The sequence below is a fragment of the Nonomuraea monospora genome, from assembly GCF_039531895.1.
GTDB classification, from domain to species: Bacteria; Actinomycetota; Actinomycetes; order Streptosporangiales; family Streptosporangiaceae; genus Nonomuraea; species Nonomuraea monospora.
Genome location: NZ_BAAAQX010000053.1, coordinates 15,431 through 37,237, shown reverse-complemented (window position 1 = coordinate 37,237; position 21,807 = coordinate 15,431). Strand labels below are relative to the sequence as shown.

General features: G+C 64.0%; 16 protein-coding genes. 2 read left to right on the top strand and 14 right to left on the bottom strand.

Annotated features, from left to right (window positions below):
* Positions 1-618: 618 nt before the first annotated feature.
* The 3 genes from ABD331_RS55130 to ABD331_RS55120 form a co-directional block, all read right to left on the bottom strand.
* Positions 619-1,164 (bottom strand): helix-turn-helix domain-containing protein, encoded by a 546-nt coding sequence (locus ABD331_RS55130; RefSeq protein WP_344494598.1) that lies wholly within the window; start codon positions 1,162-1,164, stop codon positions 619-621.
* A gap of 168 nt (positions 1,165-1,332) precedes the next feature.
* Entirely contained in the window at positions 1,333-2,679 is a 1,347-nt protein-coding gene (locus tag ABD331_RS55125) for a Shedu anti-phage system protein SduA domain-containing protein (protein ID WP_344494596.1), read from the bottom strand.
* A gap of 193 nt (positions 2,680-2,872) precedes the next feature.
* Positions 2,873-4,081 (bottom strand): hypothetical protein, encoded by a 1,209-nt coding sequence (locus tag ABD331_RS55120; protein ID WP_344494594.1) that lies wholly within the window; start codon positions 4,079-4,081, stop codon positions 2,873-2,875.
* A gap of 374 nt (positions 4,082-4,455) precedes the next feature.
* Between ABD331_RS55120 and ABD331_RS55115 the strand changes: the two genes are divergently transcribed.
* Complete coding sequence (locus tag ABD331_RS55115) at positions 4,456-5,331, top strand: DUF6907 domain-containing protein (protein ID WP_344494592.1); 876 nt, start codon at positions 4,456-4,458, stop codon at positions 5,329-5,331.
* 605 nt (positions 5,332-5,936) lie between these two features.
* Here the strand turns inward: ABD331_RS55115 and ABD331_RS55110 are convergent.
* The 4 genes from ABD331_RS55110 to ABD331_RS55095 all read right to left on the bottom strand — a co-directional run bounded on the left by ABD331_RS55110 (position 5,937) and on the right by ABD331_RS55095 (position 9,710).
* A complete protein-coding gene (locus tag ABD331_RS55110) occupies positions 5,937-7,505 on the bottom strand; it encodes a tyrosine-type recombinase/integrase (protein WP_344494590.1) in 1,569 nt (522 codons plus the stop codon).
* Positions 7,498-7,734 (bottom strand): helix-turn-helix domain-containing protein, encoded by a 237-nt coding sequence (locus ABD331_RS55105; protein WP_344494588.1) that lies wholly within the window; start codon positions 7,732-7,734, stop codon positions 7,498-7,500. Before ABD331_RS55105 ends, ABD331_RS55110 begins: the two co-directional genes overlap by 8 nt.
* 1,137 nt (positions 7,735-8,871) lie before the next feature.
* Positions 8,872-9,084, bottom strand: a complete 213-nt coding sequence (locus ABD331_RS55100) for a hypothetical protein (RefSeq protein ID WP_344494586.1) — start codon at positions 9,082-9,084, stop codon at positions 8,872-8,874.
* 134 nt (positions 9,085-9,218) lie between these two features.
* Positions 9,219-9,710 carry a hypothetical protein gene (locus ABD331_RS55095; RefSeq protein WP_344494584.1) on the bottom strand — a complete coding sequence of 164 codons (492 nt, stop codon included), beginning with the start codon at positions 9,708-9,710 and terminating at the stop codon, positions 9,219-9,221.
* Between the two features lie 127 nt (positions 9,711-9,837).
* On the opposite strand from ABD331_RS55095, the gene ABD331_RS55090 reads away from it, so the two are divergent.
* A complete protein-coding gene (locus tag ABD331_RS55090) occupies positions 9,838-10,164 on the top strand; it encodes a hypothetical protein (protein WP_344494582.1) in 327 nt (108 codons plus the stop codon).
* 653 nt (positions 10,165-10,817) lie between these two features.
* On the opposite strand, the gene ABD331_RS55085 is transcribed toward ABD331_RS55090, so the two are convergent.
* The 7 genes from ABD331_RS55085 to ABD331_RS55055 all read right to left on the bottom strand — a co-directional run bounded on the left by ABD331_RS55085 (position 10,818) and on the right by ABD331_RS55055 (position 21,736).
* Positions 10,818-11,252 (bottom strand): hypothetical protein, encoded by a 435-nt coding sequence (locus ABD331_RS55085; protein WP_344494580.1) that lies wholly within the window; start codon positions 11,250-11,252, stop codon positions 10,818-10,820.
* 94 nt (positions 11,253-11,346) lie between these two features.
* Positions 11,347-12,630: a phospholipase A2 gene (locus tag ABD331_RS55080; RefSeq protein WP_344494578.1), complete on the bottom strand. Its 1,284-nt coding sequence runs from the start codon at positions 12,628-12,630 to the stop codon at positions 11,347-11,349.
* Positions 12,631-13,654: 1,024 nt separating this feature from the next.
* A complete protein-coding gene (locus ABD331_RS55075) occupies positions 13,655-14,665 on the bottom strand; it encodes an integrase core domain-containing protein (RefSeq protein ID WP_344494576.1) in 1,011 nt (336 codons plus the stop codon).
* A gap of 218 nt (positions 14,666-14,883) precedes the next feature.
* Positions 14,884-16,512, bottom strand: a complete 1,629-nt coding sequence (locus ABD331_RS55070; RefSeq protein WP_344494575.1) for an ABC-F family ATP-binding cassette domain-containing protein — start codon at positions 16,510-16,512, stop codon at positions 14,884-14,886.
* 479 nt (positions 16,513-16,991) lie between these two features.
* The gene (locus ABD331_RS55065; protein WP_344494574.1) at positions 16,992-17,711 is read right to left on the bottom strand and encodes a DUF4429 domain-containing protein; all 720 of its coding nucleotides are present in this window, start codon (positions 17,709-17,711) and stop codon (positions 16,992-16,994) included.
* 1,090 nt (positions 17,712-18,801) lie between these two features.
* Entirely contained in the window at positions 18,802-19,743 is a 942-nt protein-coding gene (locus ABD331_RS55060) for an integrase core domain-containing protein (RefSeq protein ID WP_344494572.1), read from the bottom strand.
* Positions 19,744-20,620: 877 nt separating this feature from the next.
* Positions 20,621-21,736, bottom strand: a complete 1,116-nt coding sequence (locus ABD331_RS55055; protein WP_344494570.1) for a DUF6461 domain-containing protein — start codon at positions 21,734-21,736, stop codon at positions 20,621-20,623.
* Between the last annotated feature and the right edge of the window lie 71 nt (positions 21,737-21,807).

Below are 21,807 nucleotides of genomic sequence, written 5' to 3'. Positions count from 1 at the left end.
CGAGCGCGACGTAGGCCGCCCACTCATCTCCTTGACCGCCCTCGCTGGGCGGCGGCCACCGCTGTGGAGGCTGCCCGGCCAGGACAACTAAGGCCGGACACAGCAGGGCGTCGGTATCAGGCGTCATTCCGACGGGTGGTATCTGGGCACCCCTGGAGATTGGGCTTCAGGCAATCCAGCTTTGGCCTTATCGCGCGGGTCTCGCGGCACCCCGCCCCGGACGCCTCCGGGCAGTCACCGCTTTCCGAACATGCTGTTGTCCCCTTCGGCTTTCGCCTCCAGGTGAGTCCGGTGACCCAGGAATGTTCCTCCAAATTCCTCCCGAGTGAGTCGGGGATACAACCAAGCGCCTCACGGCGCACTTGTCCCAGACGAGCACGATCGGCCCGCCGAGCTGCTGGTGGGCGGCGTCCAGCAGGCGCGCATAATCGGGCTGGGTGAACCCTTTGCGCTCGTTCTTGCGCCGCCGGTAGACCAGCATGCGGTAGATCAGCCGGGTCCGCCGGCCCGGCTTGCAGCACAGCAGCCCGGCCAGGTTGACCCGCCCGGAGCCCTTGCCCGAGACGGTGACGATGGGGGTGCATCCACGGCGGGACCAGGTGCGGGCCTTGGGCGGCCTCAGCGACTGGCCTGCTTCGTCGGCGAAGCAGATCCACGCGTCCTGATCCCGCGCCGTGGTTCCACGCGCGGCCAGGTGTCCTTCACCCAAGTAGTGATCGCCTCTTCGTCACGTTCGGCGGCGCGGCGCTGTGCGACCTGCGGGCTCCAGCCCAGCCGGTGCAGCAGGTAGCAGATCCCGCGCGGGGTGTAGGACAGGTGGAACAACCTGCCGACCAGCACCGTCACCCGGGCCAAGGTCCAGCGCTGATCCTCGATCCACCCCCACACGGCCGGGCCGGCGTCCAACGCGGCCTCCAGCCGCTGCACCTGCCCTTCGCTGAGCCGGCAGCGCTGCCCGCCCGGCCCCTTCGACTCCAGCGCCTGGGTCCCGGCCGTGCGCCAGGCCTTGTGCCAGACGTAGGCCGACTTGCGCGAGACCCGCAGTTTCCTGGCCACCTGCGGCGGTGACATGCCTGCGGCGAACAACCCGGCAGCCTCCAAGCGCACCTGTTCACGCCTGGCCCGCGCCGCCGGGGTCAGACCGCCGCCATCCGGATAACGCATCCCTCTGGCATACTCCCCAACCCCGCCCCGAGCAGGCAACCGTGCGGTGACACCTCAGACTTTCAGCCTCTGTACCGCAGCCACCCAGCCAACGCCTTTCAGCTACTCGGTCTCACGACATGAGAACGCTCCAGCCCTGGGCGATAACTCGACAGCGATTATCCTCTCTTATCGAGGAGGTGCTACTCCTGCGATCCATTCAGCACGGGCCAGCAACTCATCGAATGTTATAATATCAGGTTCGCTCAAAGTTCTACGATAGAGCTCAAATGAGCGGAACCGATCTTCGTGGACTCCTCCAGATGATCCAAATAGCTCTGATAGTTGGCCAATTATGAGGTAGGAGCGGGGCCTAATAAGATAAGTACCTTCCCCAGGGATGGTCGCACCAGTTGCATCTTTATCTCTCAGCCATTGACCGATTTGACTTAGGGCCATGTAAACTGTGCCTTGGACTTGAGAGACACCTCCAGCCAGTTCGGAAGATGGGGCCCAGCAGCCGGATCTATACGGCTCTTCTTCAAGTAAAGGGGTTGCATGTGTCTTAAGTTCAACAAACACCATCGATCGAATACGCCCTACGGTTCGCAATAGGCCGTCAGCTCTCTTCCCCGGACCTGCGACCGACCATCCAGCAACAACTTGCTCCAATTTTTCCTCACTCCATGAGGTAAGAAGCTGTCCAGAAAGCGAAGCCCCTAGAATCCAAGGATTAGTCTCCAAGAAATTTTGCCATACGACTTCCTTCCCCTTTCCCTTGAGATCACGCAGTCGCTGGTTGAAGTGGTCCTCATCTTCCAGAAGCTGCCGAAACTCAATAAGTTGTTGGCGTCGATGAGCTAGCGCGATAACATCAGGAGAGGATTCGTCTTCAGCGATAAGTTCACGAACAGATGCGGGGCGGCCCCGATAGAGTGACGCGACGAGATTGATGTCTTCATCCGGACCTAAGTCGATCATCGATATTGCTATGCGGCTCAGAGCAGATATAACTTCGAACCCTTGATGCGGCCACAAGTCTATCTGATCGATGTGGCGCTTGAAAAAGTCATACGTTCGCACCACTCGGTGATGACTTCTTGTCTCGTCCCTTCTTCCATTTATTATTCCGAAGAACGCCTCTGTGTCTGCGGGCGCCGGAAAGCTCTGAGGGATACCGGCGAACGGACCGCTGAGCGATAGATCGAACGCACTGTTTATCGAACGGAGATCGTCGGGAAGACGATCGCGAACGGCGCATAGTAATATCAAGCCTGTCAATATCCTTTGGTAGCCATCGAGAAGCGTATATCTCTCCCATGAGGACGAGTCCGGAATGTGAATATGCTGTATAATCGTTTGACCCATGAAATATTCGCTGACTGTTCTTGTCGATCCATCCAGTAGGCCGGAGATGCCCTCCCAAAAGCCTTGAACCTCCCTCTCTTCCCAGGCGTATGGTCGAGCCTGATCTGGAAGCTTATAATTTTTCCATTGACGCAATAACCGATCCAAGCTAGTTGCTGAGATGCGCATAGGTGTCCCTGTAGTTGCGCTCGTTTTTTAAGCCGGCACTCTGGCGCTCTGTCGGATTCTACGACTTGGAGCGATACATGTTGCGTACTCTTGAAGGAAAAGTTCCGGCAATTCCAACAGCGCCAGCGGGTTACGTCGCGTCTCGGCCACGATCTGATCTCGTACGCATGTGTCGAGCGGCGCTGACGCGCAGTTACGGTAGGTCATGCACCACCTCGTGGTCCTTATCGCTGCGCAGCGTCAGCTGTATCACCCGGCCGCCGGATACCTTTGCCCTATTGATCAGGAAGAGCTCCCTTTGGTCACACACATCGCAGATACCAACTGAAGCGACTGGTGTCAGGTCGATAGAAGCGGTCAGTAGAGGACCACGCAGGTAGATACGATGTGGAGCGAGTTGCTCGTGGTATTTCTCATCGAGAGGTTCCCACTCGGGGTGGCTTCCGCGCAGGCGCCGCCCTTGGAGTGTGTAGCCCGGGCCGATGTAGCCACAATGTTCGATCAGGTCCCAGTGGAGGCGGGCCAGCCACGGCATAGACTCCAAGGCGGCGACGACGATTGGCTTGAGGCGTTTAACCTCGGCATCCCGTTCATGTGCAGGGCGGACGCCGAACGCATGCCCGGACGCATTCCGGTGATTCTTGATCTCCTGAAGTATGGACAGTGCCCCATCGGGACCGCGCATACTCTCGAACACGGGGAGCTCGGGGACATCACCACCGCGGAGAAAGTCCGACAGGAGAGTCGTCCAGGCCCCGAAGGTCGCTCCGGCACCCCGGATGAACGGATTTGCCAGGGCCGGGCTGAATTCCCCACTGCGTTGGATCATGATTGCCAGCGCTATAACGCCCAGAGAACGAGCGAGGCTTTCACCGAGCTTGAGAAGTGATTCCTTGCGGACGTCGACCTGATGCGCGGTTCGGTAGTGCCGGGCAAGTCCAGCGACATGGAACGGATAGCTGAGCTCCGCACGCCACACCGGGTCGCTCAACGGCTGCACGAGTTGGCCGAGCAGGTGCGCTTCGGCGGCTTTTGATTGCATGGACTGTTGGAGCCCGGCGAGGTCCTCGGTGGGCCTGACCGCGGCCACGACGCCGCGTCCCTTGCGTGTCAGCGCCCAGGCCTCCCGTCGGACGATCAGGCCCTGGTAGTTGCGCACGGGGGCCGTGTAGTCGCGAAACGGCTCGGCGAACCCCCACTTGGCGAGCTGATCCAGCGTCTCCCGCAACTCCGACTCCGGCAACGGATTGTGAAATCCGACGCTGCGCACCTGCGCCGTGATTTCCTCCAGGCTAGACATGGGCCCTCGAGTCGACAGCTCTTCGAGAGCGGCCAAAAGCGCCGTGTACCGTTCCCGCGCCAGATCGTCGGGCAGGGCGAACACCGTCCAGTCAGCAGGCATAACCGCTTGCCACCATCGTCGGGGCTGCTCCACGTCCACCTCCTAAGGACCACCGTGATCCCGAGCCTCACAAGCAAAGTGTGACTAACAGGTATGACAATTTTCCGATGATTCCGCGAGATCGTTTCATTCTGCGCCATCCGCCTTAATACGGGCCAGCCGAAATATCTATTAGTTGAAGCTCTAATGCGCTGATGCACTTCACTGGCCCCTTCAATACCTCTCGTCTCAGGGGGCGAACCGCTCACTGACCTCACGGCAGTACCGTCATCCCCTTTACTGACTTTCGTATCTGGCGTATGACTGTTTGAGAGCGTGCAACGCACCCGCGCTCAGACAGGTGACTGCCTCAGAACGAAAGGTGCGTGACCCCGATGAGTATCAACGTCGACGCCAGCACGGCCGCCGATGTGGAAGTCCCTCAGGTCGGCTCAGTCCCGGCTCAGCGCCAACCCGTCGATGCGGAGGTGCCCCAAAGCTCGTCCATCGCCGACAAGCACAGCGACCCGGATGGCCCAGGTCAGTCCCCGACCGCGGCCCAGCTCGATGGTCGCGCATGCATTCGATGTGGGAGAGAAGACCGGTATCTAGCACCTGTAGGCACTCTGCTCGACATCAAGGTGGTCGAGTGCGACGCACATCAGCATGAACGCCGCCTCGCCGCCAGCCCAGCCGAATGGCTCGCAGTGAGCCCCTGCCCAGCTTGGTGCCGAGACGAACACAGCGGCTCCGACCATCCGGAGGACCGGCAGCACGGCAGCCTGTACTTGAACACTGTCCTGCAGACGATGCCGTACATCAATTACGGGCATGGGGACAAGCCCGCGTACAAGCCGACCAGCATCATGACGGATCTGGTGCAGCACTATCGCGAAGCCGAGCCGCGCATCTGCTTCGGAGACACCGGAGATCACGCCAGCTACTACATGACCCTCGACGAGGCGCAGGAGATCGCCCTTCACCTCCTCGTGCTCGTCTCGGCGGGACGCAACCGATCCGCGGTTCCGGAACCACCGTCGGTCATCAGCGAGAGACCAGGCTGCCGACCATGGTGCACCCAGCACTGGCCAGAGGATGTGTGTGACAGCGGCGCCATCGAAGGGGCATGGCTCACCCACGATGGTGATGATGCACAAATCTGGTTCCACGAATACGGCGACAACGGGACGGCGCTGCACGACGCCGAGCGACTCGCATGCGCGATCGTGCGCCTCGCTGTCCTAGCCCGAGGCAGGGCAGCGAGCGCATAGGACACCGCCCGTGCCCCATGGCGCCGGCTACCTAATTCGGGTCGGTGGTGGAAGGAAGCGCTCTCCCAGGTAGGCCGGTTGCGGTCTGCCCGTGGGGGAATCCGCACGGTGTCAGGGTGTTGGAGCACGCCCCGAGCACAGCGGCCGTTGCACAATGTAGTGCTGGCGTAGTTTGGGGCACGGTATTTATCCTGCGGCCCAGAATGCGATGATCAATCAGCGATCCACCGTGCTCGGTGCGTGCTCGAACGCCCCGTCATGTGGCGTCAGGGCCCGGCACCGTCTGACACGCAATGCGCGCGGAGGCGGTACGAACTACCCTCAAATGGCACCCCGCGATATCAAAGGATCTTGCTTCTAATCCGACGGTCGCAGGTTCGAATCCTGCAGGGCGCGCTTTGATCATGGTCTGACCTGCGGTTATGTGGGATCGGATGCGTTCTGGATTTTTCGTCTAGTGGCTGCGTGCTCCGTGCGTGCTCGCGCGCGCCAACCGCGCCCACACCATGATCGACATCGGTGCTCTGGGGCTGCCATGGCAAGGGAACGGCCCCGTCCCGCCGGGTGGGTACGGCGATCACGGGGCCCGTTGCTGGTGTGGCAGGTCAGACCCGCAGCGGAATCATCTCTGCTGGCTTCTGCTGGCCCTCCTCCTCGGTGAGCAGGAGCGCAGCGGTCTTCTCCGCGGCCGCCATCGCCACCTCGGGGAAGACTGAGGTGTAGGTGTCGGCGGTGAAGGAGCTGGAGGTGTGGCCCAGCGTCTCCTGCACGACCTTCATCTCTACCCCAGCCGCCAGCATGAGCGAGGCCGCGCCATGCCGGAGATCGTGGAGCCGAATGGGTGGCAGGCCGGCGAGGTAGGCCAGCCACAGGAACTGTTCGGTGACGTTCTGGGGATGCAGCCGGTCTCCGTGCGGTTGGGTGAAGACGAACCCGCTGTCGGTCCACGCCTCACCCAGGGCCAGCCGTTCCTGGAGTTGCCGCTGCCGGTGGGCGCGCAGCGTGGCGGTGGTTTCGGCGTCCAGGGCGATGGTGCGGATCGAGGCGTCGGTCTTGGGCGTGCCTTCATGGACCTGCCCGGCCAGTTGCACCAGCTGCCAGTTGATCGTGATGGTCTGGACGTCGAGGTTGACCTCTTTCCAGCGCAGCCCGCACGCCTCGCCCCGGCGTAGCCCGCGCAGGGCGATCAGCCGGTACAGGGCGAAGAGGCGGTGCCGCTGGGCTTCCTCCAGGAACAGCCGGGTATGGGCCGGGGTCCAGACCATCACTCGGGAGGGGCGCGGCGTGCTGGTGTAGGCGTCGACCGGATCCACTCGCCGCCCGCCCCGGCGCCGCGTTTCTGCTGTCAGGCGTTCCTGGAACGCGGCCTGCCAGTCCTGGACCCGGTCATCGATCCACACCAGCGCCTTGGGCCGGGTCTTGGCCGGTAGTTCCAGCACGGCGGCGGCGTTGAAGTCGAGCAGCCGGTCTTGCCGGATGGCCATGTTCAGGGCGTGTCGCAGGGTGGCGCGGATGCTGTGCATGGTGGCGACGCTGATCGGCCGCCGGTATTTGACGCTGGCCCGCACGCTCGGATCGGGGCTGGCGCGGCGTTCGGCGATGGTGTCGTTGAACTCTTCGATCTGCTCGAACATCACCGCGATGTCGCTGACCTTGAGCCGATCCAACGCCAGCCGGCCGAGGTAGGGGATCAGGTAGAGGCGGATGTGGCCCTCATAGGAGCGCCGGGTGCTCTCCTCGATCTTCCGCTTGCGCTGGAGAAACTCCTCCAACCACTGCTCGACGGTGATCTCCTGAGTCAGGTCCAGCCCAGTTTTGATCTTGCGGCGGACCGCCTCCATGTTGGGCACCGTCTTGGTTTCGGCCAGCGTGCGTTTGATCAGATCGGCGATCTGCGTGCGAGTGGCGGGCTCGCCCGGCGCGGCCAACGCCAGCAGGGCCCGTACCTGGGCGAGTTCGGCTTCAGCGTCGTCTTGGCTGGTGAAGCCGCCGCGGCGGAGCGGGCCACGGCGCTTCCCGTCAGGGTGGGGAGGCAATTCGATCTGGTAGTGCCAGATGCCGTGCCGGTGGTTCCAGCCGCCGCCGGAGCGGCGCAGCTTGGGGCATTTCTGCCCGAGTTCCTTGCCGTCGCCGTCGCGGCAGGAGCAGCGTTTGAACGTGCTGCCGTCAGCCATCGGTTGTCCTGTCCTCCTCGATGAGGGTGTGATCGCCGAGCAGCGCGAGCAGGGCGGCGGTGGGCACCAGATATCTCTTGCCGATACGGATGATCCGGCAGGGGAACTGGCCGTCCCTGGCGAGTTGGTAGGCCGTGGTGCGTCCCAATCCGAGCGCCCGTCCCGCGGTGACCACGTCGACCACAGCCGGCAGTTGCTGGATCTCGGCCCACGTCAGCGCGCGCCTCATCGCCGGCCTCCAGGCCGGGAAGGACGCGCGACTGCCGTGAGCCCGCCTGGCACGGCCACAGCGGTGCAGGACATCGGGTGAGCGTGATGCGCGCCATCGCCGACCGCCCCGAGCGCCGTGCCGGGCACGATGTATCGACACCCACCTCGGCGCCAGCACTCAAGCCCGACTCGACCGCCGCTACGGAAGCCACGCGTCGCGCGACGCTGTGAGGCACGGTGACGCCACTGAGCAGCCCTTCGGGGGTGCCGACGTGGATCGGGACGTTGTGCGTTCGGGGAGGGTTGCGCACGGCGGACGAGCAAAAACGAGCCCGAATTAGTGGCGGTTCCTGGACTGAGATGCTCAACAGATTCTTGGTCGCGTTGAGGCAGCCCAGACAAGCCGCTCGGCGGCGTATGCCAGAGCCCCTTCTGGCTGAGGCTGTTGGGTTGGATGGGCGCGGTGGGTGACGGACGTCGAGGGGTGCTGTGGTTGGGTCCTGTCATGGTGATGTGGCCCGATCATCCGAGCCACCTGGTCCCTGTCACCCTTCTAAATACCTGCCTTCGGGCGCGAATTCGGACATGAGAGCAGGCAAAGAACAGGCAAGATCGCCCTTCGTGACCCCGGTGTACTTCTTCCGGGGCAGGCGCTACCCATGCGCTCCGCTACCGCGCGAGACGTCGCGTCTGACTCGCTGACACCTGGAGGCGAGTCACAACCCGCAATCACCCCTGGTCCAGGTCGTGTTAAGCGTCCGACTTGGAGCGTCTTTGACCTCTAACAAGAGGGCTCGCATTAGGAGAGCGGGAGTCCTTCAGCGTCCAATATGTCATATTTGGGGGTAGTGGTTCTCGCTCCATGTGCATCACCTCCTTAATATTGACCTCCAGCCCTGTACCACTTGCTCTCTTTTCCCTATTCGGGCCGATATTCGTGGCGGGAGGAGCGAAAATCATCCCGCTCTTCAGATGCGGGTGCTCTAGTAGGAATTGGACCCTCAGGGACGCTGTCGCAGGCTAACGAAAGCGTGCTTCGAGGGTGCCGACGGCAGTTCGGTGTTGGCACAGATGGGCCGCAAAACTGTCGCGGTCCACGTGGTCTCGTGAGAGGACACCGCCTGTTACGCCCGCACGTTACCCGGCCGGTGGCATCTCAGAAGATCGAGCCGACCCGCGAAGCGCTGCGCCACGCCGTGGCGGTGGTGGCGCGCCCGGATGGACGGCCGGTGCTGGCGTACCAGGACATCTTGTTAAAGGCCATGTACAGGCCCCGCTTGCGGGTGGAGGCGCCCATCAGGTTCAGGGTGGAATTCTTGCAGGATCTGGCGCCGGCGACCAGGGTCAGGTCACGGCCAGCGCCGAACACGTCCCGCGCGCCTGCTGCTCCGCGTTCGGCTCAAGTGCCATATGCGTCCTCTCGGTAGTTCGGTGAGACGGACGCACTACCGAGGGTGACCGCAGCGCTCTCGTTCGCCGGCGGTTTGCGGTTTTGCGCTGAGATCACGGCTCCGGCGACTCCTCGCGCGGGGCGTTGCGTGAATGTTCGGCCATCGTGTCGCTGACCGGGACGGTGGTGGGCAGTTGAGGCTCGTCGAAGTAACGGGCCTTGTATCGGCGCAGCAGTGACTCCCCGTGCTCGGGCCAGGAGAAGTTCGTCTTCTTGAGGAGCTTGCCGAAGACGACGCCGGCGTTGTCCGGGTCGGGGTCGGTCAGGAGCTTGATGGCGACGGGGGAGATGTCGTCACTGCGGAGGTAGGAAGTCGGGGTTTCGCGGTAGCGGCGCCGGTTGATCAGTTTCGGGTTGGCGAAGAGTTCCTGCAGGAGGCCGGACTCGAGGTAGAAGCTGATGCCTGTTTCGGGGTCGAAGTGGATGGCCACCGTTTCGGCGTCCAGCAGGTCGTCGGGAAGGGTGAAGCCGGGCAGAGGGGAGGTGTTGCCGGGCTGGGCTTGATCCATGCAGGCCCGCATGAAGGCGTCGTATCCCGGGGCCACGTTCTCTCCCCGGACGGCGAACTCGGCCTCACCAGCGCGCCGCGTCCGAACCGGTCGTTCTTGTCGGCGGCGATCTTTAGAGTGACGGTGATGACGTGAACTGCTGGATCTTGCGAGGAATGTATGTATGGGCCGTATCGAGGAAACGTGGCGGGTGCTGTGCGGGGACGAGTTGTGCGGTGAGATCGTCGTCGGCGACATGGACATGCCCTGGATGCACGGCACCTTCGTCGCCGGCCCGGCCTTCGCCAAGGTGAAGCCGCTCTTCGATCGAGAACTGGAGCTTTTGGAACAGGATGACGACGATCCGGAGGCGTGGGAGGCGGCATATGACCAGGTGGCGCAGGCCGTCCGTCTGATCTCACCACGCGGGCCGGTCGCCGAGTTCCTCCTGCATATCGAAGGTGATCGAGCCTGGTTCCGGTGGAGTGACGAACCGTTCACCTCGGAGTAGCCGGCGTCGGACGGAAGGCTCTGTGATATTGCTGGTGGTGCGTCTTCGTGTGGCTGGGCCAGGCTTGCTATCCGGTGACGCCGGTCTGTTGGGCGCGGGTGCAGGCGAGCCGGTAGGAGTCGGTTTCGCTCTCGATGATGGTGGCGTTATAGGTGAGCCGGTCAATGATCGCGGCACTCGTCTCCACCCGACCGGCTCCGTGCGACCAGTCCACCCGCCCGCCATCTGCTGGATGCGCTGTGCTGTTCCGAACTGCTGGGTGCGCGCTGATCGGCAACGAGTCGCAACAGCTCATCGTCGAGCATCTTCGCCTGCGCCAGCGCTCACGCCCTGTGCGAGTCATTCACCGCCGCCCTTGAGCGCCGGTCAACCCGATCACCGACGAGTTCGCCGCCTGGCATCGCGATCGAGATGACCGCAGGCCGGAACAAGAAGACGCTGCCACGGTCGCCGACCACTGGTGGGTCGAATGGTGCATCGAACGCACCATTCTGGTCGGCGAGCCGGCATGGCGAGCCCGCCAGGTAGCCGCGAACAACCGGTGGGACGGATCCGACAGCATGGACCTGCGCGGCACCGAAGAGTCGCACCACTTTCCCTGGATGTCCTGGCTACGTGCGCCACGCAGCCAGGCGATGGCGGTCTCGCATCCGTCAGCCTGTTCGCCTTTCGGCTCGTTGGGTCAGCAGCAGGCCGATGGCCATGCCTGCGCCGCAGAGGACGAATGGCCAGCCGTACGGGCGACGGGGTGCCCATTGGTCGAAGGTGATCGCGATGCCGGACAGGAGGACGGCTGTGGTGAGGGTCCAGCTGACGATTCGAGTGAATCGGTGAGGCCGGTGCCGGGTGAGGCACCAGGTCAGAATGAGCGCCATGAGGAGGCCGGGCCAGGCGAAGATCACGTAGCTCCAGGCGGAGATTTCATCGGTGGTGGTCTCGCCGATGAGGGCATGCCTGAGTGGGCCGTCGAGGAGCAGGTTGAGCAGCGAGGCGGGGAAGGTCAGCACCGTGATCAGGATCCGGCCGTACATGTAGCCGCCGAGATGGCCGTTGATCGTTGCCCAGGTCAGGAGGGCGACGGCGGCCACGTACGAGGTGATCGTGAGCGACAGTGGGCCGAGGGTGGATTTCGGGCTGTGTTTTAGGAGGTGGGTCATGTGTCCTCTTCATGACAGTGGTGTCTCAGAGTGCGCCGTCGCCCTTGGCTCGGACGGCTTTGTAGAAGGTGTTGGCGTAGCTGAGGCAGATGGAGCGTTTGGACGATTGGGTGCCGCGAAATGGGTCGGCGACTGTGCCGGTGATGGCGGCGCAGATGCGTTCCTTCATGATGGTCAGGAAGACAGCGTCGACGTGGGTGCGCTGGGAGCGGTCCAGGCCGTTTCGATCGCCGTTCAGCCTGTTGCGGATCAGGCCGTAACCGTAGTCGTGGGAGTCGCATGCGGCGCGGAAGTCCAGCCAGTAGGTGGGCTTGTTGCCGACGATGGGGGCGCTGCAGCCGTCGTTGGTGATGCCCATCACTGACCCGCCGGTCAAGGTCGCCTTCCAGAACGGCGGTCGCATGACCTTGCTCGCACCCTGGCGCACGTCGACGCTGGTCTTGCACATGCCGCGAAGCATGTAGTCGGCGGCATAGGGAGTGGGACAGGCTCGGGCGCCGAGGCGTATGGTGCGCCGTGCCGCGTTCGCCAAGGTGCCCGGGGAAGAGTAGGTGAGGTGCCATGACCCCTCCTCTGTGGTGGTCATCTTCGTGATGTCGCCGTCTGTCGAGTAGGCGTATACGAAGCGACGTTCAGGATTTTTGTCTGGCCGTCGCAGATCGCGTACCTGGCGAAGATGTCCACTGGCGTCGTAGCGATAGGTGAGAGCCGTCACCGGTGGCGTGTCGCCTGCGGCGTCGTAGTCGATCGACCCGAGCAGGCCGGTTACCTCGCCTAGCGCGGATGGCGTGGCGGTGGTTCTGTCGGCATAGACCAAGGTGGCCGTGGAGCATGATGCGGGGTCAGGCTTTCGGCAGTCCGCTCCGGGAGCGGCGGGAGAGATCAGACGGCGCACTCGGCGGTGTGCGTCGTAGGTGACGCTCTGGAAGTCGCCATCGGCCAGGCCCACCGAGGTGGGCAGCAAGTGGCCGTGCACCCGGGACCAGGTGACGATCAGGCCCGTCTCGTCGGTCTGGGTGAAGGTGTCGTCGCTGTTGCGCACGATGAGACCGTCGGCGTGGACGAAGGCCTCTGGCCGGGACGGATCGGCGAGGTAGCGGCGGGACTCGGTGCCAGAAGCGAGGTCCAGCACGACAAAGCCGTGATCGCTGTGGTCATGCAGTCGGTTGCCCAGCATGCCGCCCAGTGGCTGCAGTTGCCAGCCTGGTCCCAGCACGCGCTCATTGGCCCGGACGGGATCTCCGCGTTGACCGGCGGTGTGGGTGCGGGTGATCAGCAAGCCGTCCTCGGAGAAGTCGATGGCACTCATCAGCCAGGTGCCCGTGGCGGGGTCTGCATATCCGGGTGGTGTGGCTCGGGTCAGGCTGTCGACAGAGAGCCAGGGAAGCATTAAGACACTCATCGCAATCACTCGATTACTTTATGTGCTTGTAAGTGGATGAGTGGAATGGTGCCTGCGTTCAATGCCGGAACGGTATGCCGTGGTCGGCCGCAGCGGCGCCTACGATCGGCTGCTTGGCGGTGAGGATCAAGGCATGGGACTCAGTGGCCCAGGTCTCTGGGCCCGCGGCCGCGGGCCCAGAGACGACAACGATATTCCTGAGGGTTGCTGGCGTGGATCGCGAGTTCTGTGCGAATCCTGGCCGGGCGAGGATCGGCTTGCCGGGCGAGCGTGCTTCTCGAAGACTGTGACGTTGCAGCACGTGTCGAGCACAGCGACGGCGATCATGCGCGCTTCGGTGTGCTCCGGAGCATGGAGCTCCCGCTGCAGAGGCACGATGTATTGATCAAATGCAGTTGTCGCCCGTGCTCGGCGCGTGCTCGCGCGCTCCGTCATATGCCGTCAGAGGGCGGTACCGTCTGGCAGACAAACCGGGCTGAGGCGGTATGGACCACCACCTAACGATGCGGCGCGGCACTAAAGGATCTTGCATCTAATCCGACGGTCGCAGGTTCGAATCCTGCAGGGCGCGCTTCACTGGCCAGACAGAATATGGGCCTGACCTGTGGTAACGCCTGCCCGCCGACGCTCGGCGTGTGCCACCGTGTGCCAGTTGCGGCCCGCACGTGCCGCCGCTCACGGAATATAAGCGGAATGATCTTGGCTGCCGCGACCGCTCGTACGGGAGCGTCGCGGTGACGGCGGTTGGCGCACCGGACGGTGCCCGCGCCGCGGTGGCGGCTACTCCGAGGCGGGCGCGCCGGGCGCACCGAGAGGGTAAACGTCCGTCGCCTGGTCTCCCCGTCAGATGGGGCGTCGCATGCCGGCGCGTGGCCGGTGTTTCCGACATACCCAACCTGGCTGCGTCCGCCGAAGATTCCATCCATGCAGGTCAAACGGCATGTGAGTACTCATGGAGGACGCCGCCGAGCCGGTCTCGTCGTCGTACGTTCAGGTTGATGATTTGCTCTGGATCCGTGATCGGATCGGGGACAGTGCGCAGCGGGGCTGCTTGGTTCAGGGCTTGGTGGGCTCGGTGCTGGTTGTAGAGGTGTTCGTACTCGGGCAGGGCGTGCCGAAGATGGCGTTCGTTCCAAGTCAGGCAGCGATCGAGAAGCTCATGACGGCAGGACTGCACACACCGCTCCATGATCGAGTTCATGCGGGGTATTCGAATACCAGCGAGCACCGTCTTGATGCCGCCTTCGGCGAGGACCTCGTTCATGTGCGCCGGGAATTTCCCATCCCGATCTCGGATCAGAAAGCGCACCCGGCAGCCCGCAAGGTCCAGATCCATGACCAGTCCCTGGCCGCCTGGATGACCTGGCTCGCACTCGGGTGAGCGGTGGTGCCGAGCACGCGGACGCGTCTGGTGGTGTGTTCGATGTGACCGCCAGGATGTACTGGCGTTGCCCGCTGAGAGTGACGGTCTTGATGAATCGGAGGCCAGTAGGGCGTCGGCCTGTGAGCGCAGGAAGTCGGCCCAGGTGGTGGACACCCGCTCGGGCGCCGGATCAAGACCTGCCTGCTTGAGGATCTCCCAAACTGTGGACGGCGCGACCTTGATGCCGAGCATGGCGAGCTCACCATGCACCCGCCGATAACCCCAGCCGGGGTTCTCTCGAACCAGGCGCAGGATGAGGGTGCGGATGGAGCCGACCGTGGGCGGGCGGCCGGGCCGGATCGGCCGGCAGGTACGAGCGTGACGACGTCTCATCAGGAGGAAGACTCGGTCCACGGGCGCGAATCTCACTCGGGTGTCAGCGCCGAGTTGGCGTTCAAGGACGGTGATCTGGTGACGCAGAACGCGAATCTCCACGTCCTTGTCGCGATCGCCCATGGGGGGCAACCGCAGCGCGGCGAACGCGTTCGTGACGGTCAGGTAGGCCAGGCGTAGGAGCACAGCGGATCATCTTGCCGCTCGCGCTTCCGTCTCCCGGGTGATCGAAGCTCACGTACGCCACACGAAGCCCTCACAGATTTATGACCTAGGCGGATGTAATTATCGGCAGGCACAGAGTCACAGCCCATGGATGGGGTTTTCGGCACCTACAGTCCGAATCCTTGGCATCCACAGGCATCCAGGCGATACGAAGGCCGCGACCGCCTCGCGGCGTGGGATCAGCCCTCGGTGACCTGTCCGGACGTGACGTGAAGACGGCGGGTGGTGTGGACCGCCTCCAGCATGCGCCTGTCGTGGGTGACCAGCAGTAGGGTCCCCTGGTACGAGGCGAGAGCCGACTCCAATTGTTCGATGGCGGGCAGGTCGAGGTGGTTGGTGGGCTCGTCGAGGACGAGCAGGTTGACCCCGCGGGCCTGCAGGAGGGCGAGCGCCGCCCGGGTGCGTTCGCCAGGGGACAGGGTGGCCGCCGGGCGCAACACGTGGCCGGCCCGCAGGCCGAACTTGGCCAGCAGGGTGCGGACGTCGGCCGGGGGCAGGTCGATGAGCGCGCCGAACGCGTCGAGCAGCGGCTCGTCCCCTTCGAACAGGGCACGTGCCTGGTCGACCTCGCCGACGACCACGCCGGGGCCGAGCGTGGCGGCGCCCTCGTCGAGAGGAAACCGGCCGAGCAGCGCACCGAGCAAGGTTGTCTTGCCGGAGCCGTTCGCGCCGGTGATGGCGATTCGTTCCGCCCAGTCGATCTGCAGGTCGACCGGTCCGAGGCAGAACCCGCCGCGCCGTAGGACCGCGCCGCGCAACGTCCCCACCACGGCCCCGGAACGAGGCGCGGCAGCGATCTCCATCTGCAGCTTCCATTCCTTGCGCGGTTCCTCGACGACATCCAGCCGCTCGATCAGCTTCTCGGTCTGCCGGGCTTTGGCGGCCTGCTTCTCGGTCGTCTCGGTACGGAAGCTGCGGCCGATCTTGTCGTTGTCGGTGGCCTTGCGCCGGGCGTTCTTGACGCCCTTCTCCATCCAAGCGCGCTGGGTTCGGGCGCGGGCCTCCAGCGCCATCCTGGTCCCGGCGTAGCTTTCGTACTGCTCGCGGGAGTGCCGACGGGCGACCTCGCGTTCGCTCAGGTAGGCGTCGTAGCCGCCGCCGTAGGCGTGGACCTGCTGCTGGGCGAAATCGAGTTCGAGGACCCGGTTCACGCAGCGGGTGAGGAACTCGCGGTCGTGACTGACCACGACGGTTCCAGCGCGCAAGCTGGTCACGAAGCGCTCCAGCCGCTCCAGACCGTCCAGGTCGAGGTCGTTGGTGGGTTCGTCGAGCAGGAACAGGTCGTAGCGGCTGAGCAGCAGGGACGCCAGGCCCGCCCGTGCGGCCTGGCCTCCGGACAGTGACGTCATCTCCTGGTTCAGGTCGACCGCGAGCCCGAGGCCGGCGGTCACCTCCCCGGCCCGTTCTTCCAGGTCCGCGCCACCGAGGGCGAGCCAGCGGTCCAACGCCTCGGAGTACGCGTCGCCGGGGTCGCCGCTCACCAGGGCCTCGGTGGCCGCGTCGAGGGCGCGCTGCGCGGCGGCCACGCCGGTCCGGCGGGCGAGGAACTCGGCGACCGTCTCACCGGGCCGCCGTTCGGGTTCCTGGGGCAGATGGCCGACGTTGGCGGTGGGCGGGCTGAGCCGTACCGAGCCCTGCTCGGGGGCATCGAGGCTGGCCAGCAGGCGCAGCAGCGTCGACTTGCCCGCGCCGTTCGCCCCGACCAGCCCGACCACGTCCCCGGGCGCAACGACCAGATCGAGATCCGCGAACAGCACCTGGTCACCGTGGCCGGCGGCGAGTTCTTTCGCAATAAGAGTGGCGGTCATCAGAACCCAAGACTATCGGCCGCCCGCCAGGAGGGCGTCGGGGTGGCCACGGCGGCCAGGCCCCGTGCTGGTGGCGGGGTGGTCGGGTGGCCCGTCCATGATGGGGGGTGTGAAACCGAGCGACGAGCCCGCGAGCATCGGCCGGAGCCTGTCCGGTGCCAGAAACTGGTGATGAGGGTCTGACCTGGTCTTCTGGGCTTGCCTCTCGCGCTGTTTCGACTTCTGTATCTGCTGGTGGTCAGGGTATTCGGCTGGCCGATGCTGCTCAGATCTTGGTGGTGAGCGTATCAGTGCTGAAAATTGCACCCTCGCTCTGACCGGGCACATCATTCGATCTTCAATCGCTGCCTGAGGGATTGCTCAAACCGAGTCAGCCGCTCGCCCAAACTCCGCGGCTCAGACCGATGACGGGAGATTGGCACCCCAGAGCCTTGAGTTCCAAGGCGCCAACGCGCACAAGTGACATACGGGACACCAACTCAGCCCTCCGCCGCGACCTGTTCGATCATGGAAGCTTGTACGGCGGCCAGCACGGCGGCCGCGAAGGGCAGGGAGTGATGCGTGGCTCCCCAGCCGATGCCGAACACCACGGAGGCGGGATCGTTGTTGGGGTTGGACAGGGCCTGCTTCCCACGGATGCGCAGTCGCAACGACCCACGAGCGTCCTCCAGCGCATGCCAATCGACGCCCTCGATCTCGGTGATCGGGTAACGCCGGTCACCTGCCGTGAACTTGGCCGGGGAAGCTCCGGAGGAGAACCAGGTGAAGGTGACAGCCTGCCCGTCGAAGGCGGCCTCACCGTCCCATGCCTTGAAACTACGCGGCACCGAAGGACCGGCGATCAGGAACCGCTCAGCCGGACCGCGCTCGGACAGGGCCGCGCGCATCTCGTCGGCATACTGGTCAGCCAGCGTCTTCGTGGCGGCGGGCAGCACCAGCCGGTACGGATCGAGCGACTCCTGAAGCTGCCCCGTTGCCGCGGACATAACCGGATCGGCCCCCTCCCGGGGAACCACCCGCAACATCACCCTGCCGCGTGCACTGGGCTCCACCATGACATCGGCCAGCGCCTCGTACGGCACGAACCGCTCACCGAGCTCCATGCTCAGTTTCGAGGCTTTACCCGGCTCAGGCGTGATGCGCAGCCCTGTGTCCTCGAACTCCCACGCGCAACCTCGCCCCTTCAGTACTTCACCCATGCACGCAAGGATAGGTGCCCGAACGCCGGCGGCTGCGCAGACGGGCGGCCCGCCGCGACGAGCCGGCTGGGCCTGCGCCCGTCGCTGGCCGCTGCGATCGGCGACGATGACGATGGCGACTTCTGCTGGCGCACTCTGGAGGAGCCGGGAGCGGTCGACCTGTCCAGATTGCGGCCCTTCGAGCGATGGCATTCGCGCGTGACGTCCCGGATTCATGGTGTGGCGCCACCTGTAATGATCCAATTAGGATCTCAGCCGTGCTCGGCGCGTGCTCGTACGCCCCGCCATGCGTCGTCAAGGCCCGGCACCACCTGACACGCAAAGCGCGCTGAGGCGGCACTAGGCATCACGAAACGGCACCGCGCGGCACTAAATGATCTTGCTTCTAATCCGATGGTCGCAGTGCTCGCAACTCCGATGTCTCGCTTTCGAGACGAGTCGATACGAGGCTTGATCTAGTCTTTACGTTCGATCGCATTGGCGGCCAATACTTGATTTATCGAAAGCAATGCGTTGTCAATGATTTGCTGAACATGTACAGAATGCCTTGTCTCGAACTCCGGCAGGGCTCGTGCGCAAACTCTGTGGGCTTCGACTGCCTAATCCGACGGTCGCAGGTTCGAATCCTGCAGGGCGGGCTTTAATCAGGGTCTGACCTGCGGTTATGCGGGATCGGATGCGTTCTGGAATTCTCGTCTGGCGCTTGCGTGCTCCATGCGTGCTCGCGCGCACCAAACCCGCACACGCCATTATCAACATCATCGCTCTGGGACCAGGGCTGAAGCGTTCTCGTCTGGCGAGACGTCCATCCGCTTGGGGCGGGTAGGCGATTGAGGGTGCCCTGTCGGCGTACGGGTCAACTGCAGAGCTAGGTATGTGTGAACGGCTCGGCGACCACGCGCGGGCCGAAAGCGCTGTTCGACGATGGGCTCGTGGTGCGTCCGACGCGATGCGCCACGATGATCCCTAACGGGTCGCCATTCCGGAAGTAGAACGTCCGCAACTGGCTGTAGCGTGTCCCTGTGGGGCTCAAAAATACGATGCGGTATCTGACCTGCCGGTTCTCGGCTGGTGCCAGCCAGCCATTTGATCAGCTGGCGATCTGGTAGTCGTTGATGAGGCCGCCGAGGATGGCTGTGCGGTGGACTCGGTGGGTGGCCAGGTCGATGGGGGTTGGCGGTCCGGTTTCGGCTTGCGCTGGGGACAACTGTCCGATGCTGCGGTGAGGTCGGGCTGTGTTGTAGTGCTCCAAGTAGCGGCGAAGCGTTCGACGCAGATGGTGCTCGTTGAGGATGAGCATCCTGTCCAGGAGTTCGCGGCGTAGGGTGCCGATGAGCCTTTCGCAGTGCGCGTTCGCTTTCGGGGCCTGCGGTGGGCTCTTGAGGACGCGTAGGCCGGCGTCGGCGAAGACCGCGTCGAGGGTTTCGGTGAACTGGCCGCCGCGATCGCGGATCAGGAACTTGAGCTTCGTCATGTCGGTGTCGGTGTCCATGAGGAAGTTACGAGCGGCCTGAGCGGTCCACGGGCCGGTGGGGTTGGCGGTGACGCCGAGCAGATGGGCGCGACGGCTGCCGTGTTCGAGCATGATCAGGGCATATAGGCGTGTGAGATTAATGGTGTCCACGTGCACGAAGTCGACGGTGAGGATGTGCTCCGCCTGGGCGGTCAGGAACTGTTTCCATGTGGGCCCGCTACGGCGTGGAGCGGGGTCGATCCCGGCCTTGTCGAGGATGTTCCACACGGTAGATGCCGAGATCTTGTGGCCGAGGCGGGTCAGTTCACCGTGGATACGCCGGTGACCCCACCTCGGGTTCTCCGCGGCCATGCGCAAGATGAGTGTCTTGACAGCAGGTGCTGTGGGTGGCCGTCCGGGACGGCGACGATCGCTGTAGTCCCACTTCTTCGCCACGAGTGTGCGGTGCCAGGCCAGCAGCGTGGCCGGGGTTATCGAGAAGATCTTCTCCCAGCGGCGGCGGGGTATCAGGTGCGAGAGCGCCGCCAGCCACACGCGGTCGGCGGGTTCGTACCGCACCCGCGGGACCTGACGGCGTAGGACCGCGTTTTGATGTCGAAGTACCAGTAGTTCCGCCTCCTTGGAGACGTCGCGGCGTAGGAGAAGTGCGGGCAAAGACAGCACGTGTCGAGTGACTGCGTACACCGTGGACATGATCACGAAACATGATCCCAGCCGACCCGGGTTGGCCGCTCGCCGCCCTCACCCCTTCCGCGCAACCGGACGAAGGAATCTGCGCTGGTAGCGATTCGAGTTATTGAGGCCCACAGGCTGACACCACCCGCGAACCGGCAGGTCAAACACCGCATCCTATTTTTGAGCCCGACAGGGCCAGGCCGCCCCGCTGCGAGCCCTTCCCGACCCGGTCGAGGACGATATCAAGGTCATCCGACGTGACCGCCTCGGCGGGCTGATCCACGAGTACGCGCAGGTCGCATAGGGCGGCCGAGTTCTTGGCACCCACAAGCAATCGCAGCGCGGTGAAAGCGTTCGTGACGGTTTGGTGCGCCGGGCGAAGAAGCACAGCGGATCATCCTGCCGTATGCGTTTCCGTCTCCGGGTGACCGGAACTCGCGTACGGCACCTGAAGTCCTCTCAGAGCCATGACCTGGTCGGATGTAATTGTCGGCAGGCGGCGCAGGGGCATCCCCGAGTACGAGAGCCACTGCAATGGACATCGTTCGCACCGGGTCTTGCAGCAGGCGAGCCCGCTACGGGCGATATCCGATCCAGTCGACGCCGACATGAAGGTCACCCGACGAGACCGGCTCGGTGGCCTCCTCCACGAGTACGCGCAGGTGGCGTGAGGAGACTTGATATTCGGCGCCCACACCCTGATCTCGGATGTCCGTCAAACCAGATCAAGCCCACTTACGCATTCAACCTGTGTAGCTGCTCATGGGTTGTGGCCGTTGAAGACATAAAAAGCGATCCTTTCCATGGCCTTCAGTAAGCGATATTCATCGCTCTGCTTTCGCCTGCCGATGACAACCTCTTGAGCCTGCCCGATGGCCGCATTGCAGGCCATGTGGGGGTCCATCGTCAGCGGCGCGGCCAGCGCCCGCAGCGCATGATGCTTCATCAGGAGCCGGCCCCAATCGGTCTTCGGGTCGGGAAATCCGGGATTCGCGTTCGCGTCCATCACCTTGGCGGACCGCCGCTGGAAATCGTCGGCCTGCTCCAGCAGGCGCTCGCTCAGCGAGCGTACAGGCTGCCCGCGACGCCCGGCCGCGATCGCGGCGAGTGCTTCGGCGATGTCAGGCCCGTCCAGTGCCACGGCACCTACAGCTAGCTCGCACGCAATCAGCGTAAGCTCCGTAAACTCTTCGTCAGGGGGCGCCGCGGCGAGGGCAGCGACGCGGGGATGGCGCGCGACCACCTCCCGCAGGTCTTCTCTCAGCACCAGCGGGGGTCTGACGGTCGGCGCCTCGTTCTTCTCGTCCTCCTCCTGCTCGATCCTCAACACCAGGTGCCTTCGCTCCTTCCACGCTTGGTCGACGCGCAGGCCAGTGATATGTTCCGCGAGCGCAAACGACGCGGCCCGCCAGTCATCTCGCCATTGCTCCGTCGTGACACCGTAAGTTTCCGCCCAGGCCAAGCGTTCAGGCTCGGCCGCCGTGGTGCCCTGCCGGACAGGGTCGAAAATACTCTCCAGCTTCCCGTCGGCCGCGTAGGCGAAAGTGGCGTCCAGTTCGACGGTCCAAGCCACGGCCACGGCCTGGCCGAAGGTTGACAGGCGGCGGAGGACGTCAGGGCGGGCACCGATGTACCTGGTGAACTCTACGCCCGTGAACCAGCCGGGCCACTGGGTGAGGAGAATGATGCCCTCCTCGTCGTCGTACAGCTCGTAGGAGTCGTAGAGATCGTCGAAGCCGCCTTCGGCGAGTTGCGTCGTCTGTCCGCCGAACGCCTGAACGACGTCCTGGATATTTTCGCTGCGCACCCAAGTAACACAAGCCGGCTCATCGAATATCGAGCGAATCATTTCCTTATAGAACGGAAAGCTGGACATTCTTCTCGCTTCACTGTGACCGCGGCTGCTTAATGACGAATAGTGCGGGACAGCATAGTCTGCCCCGCACT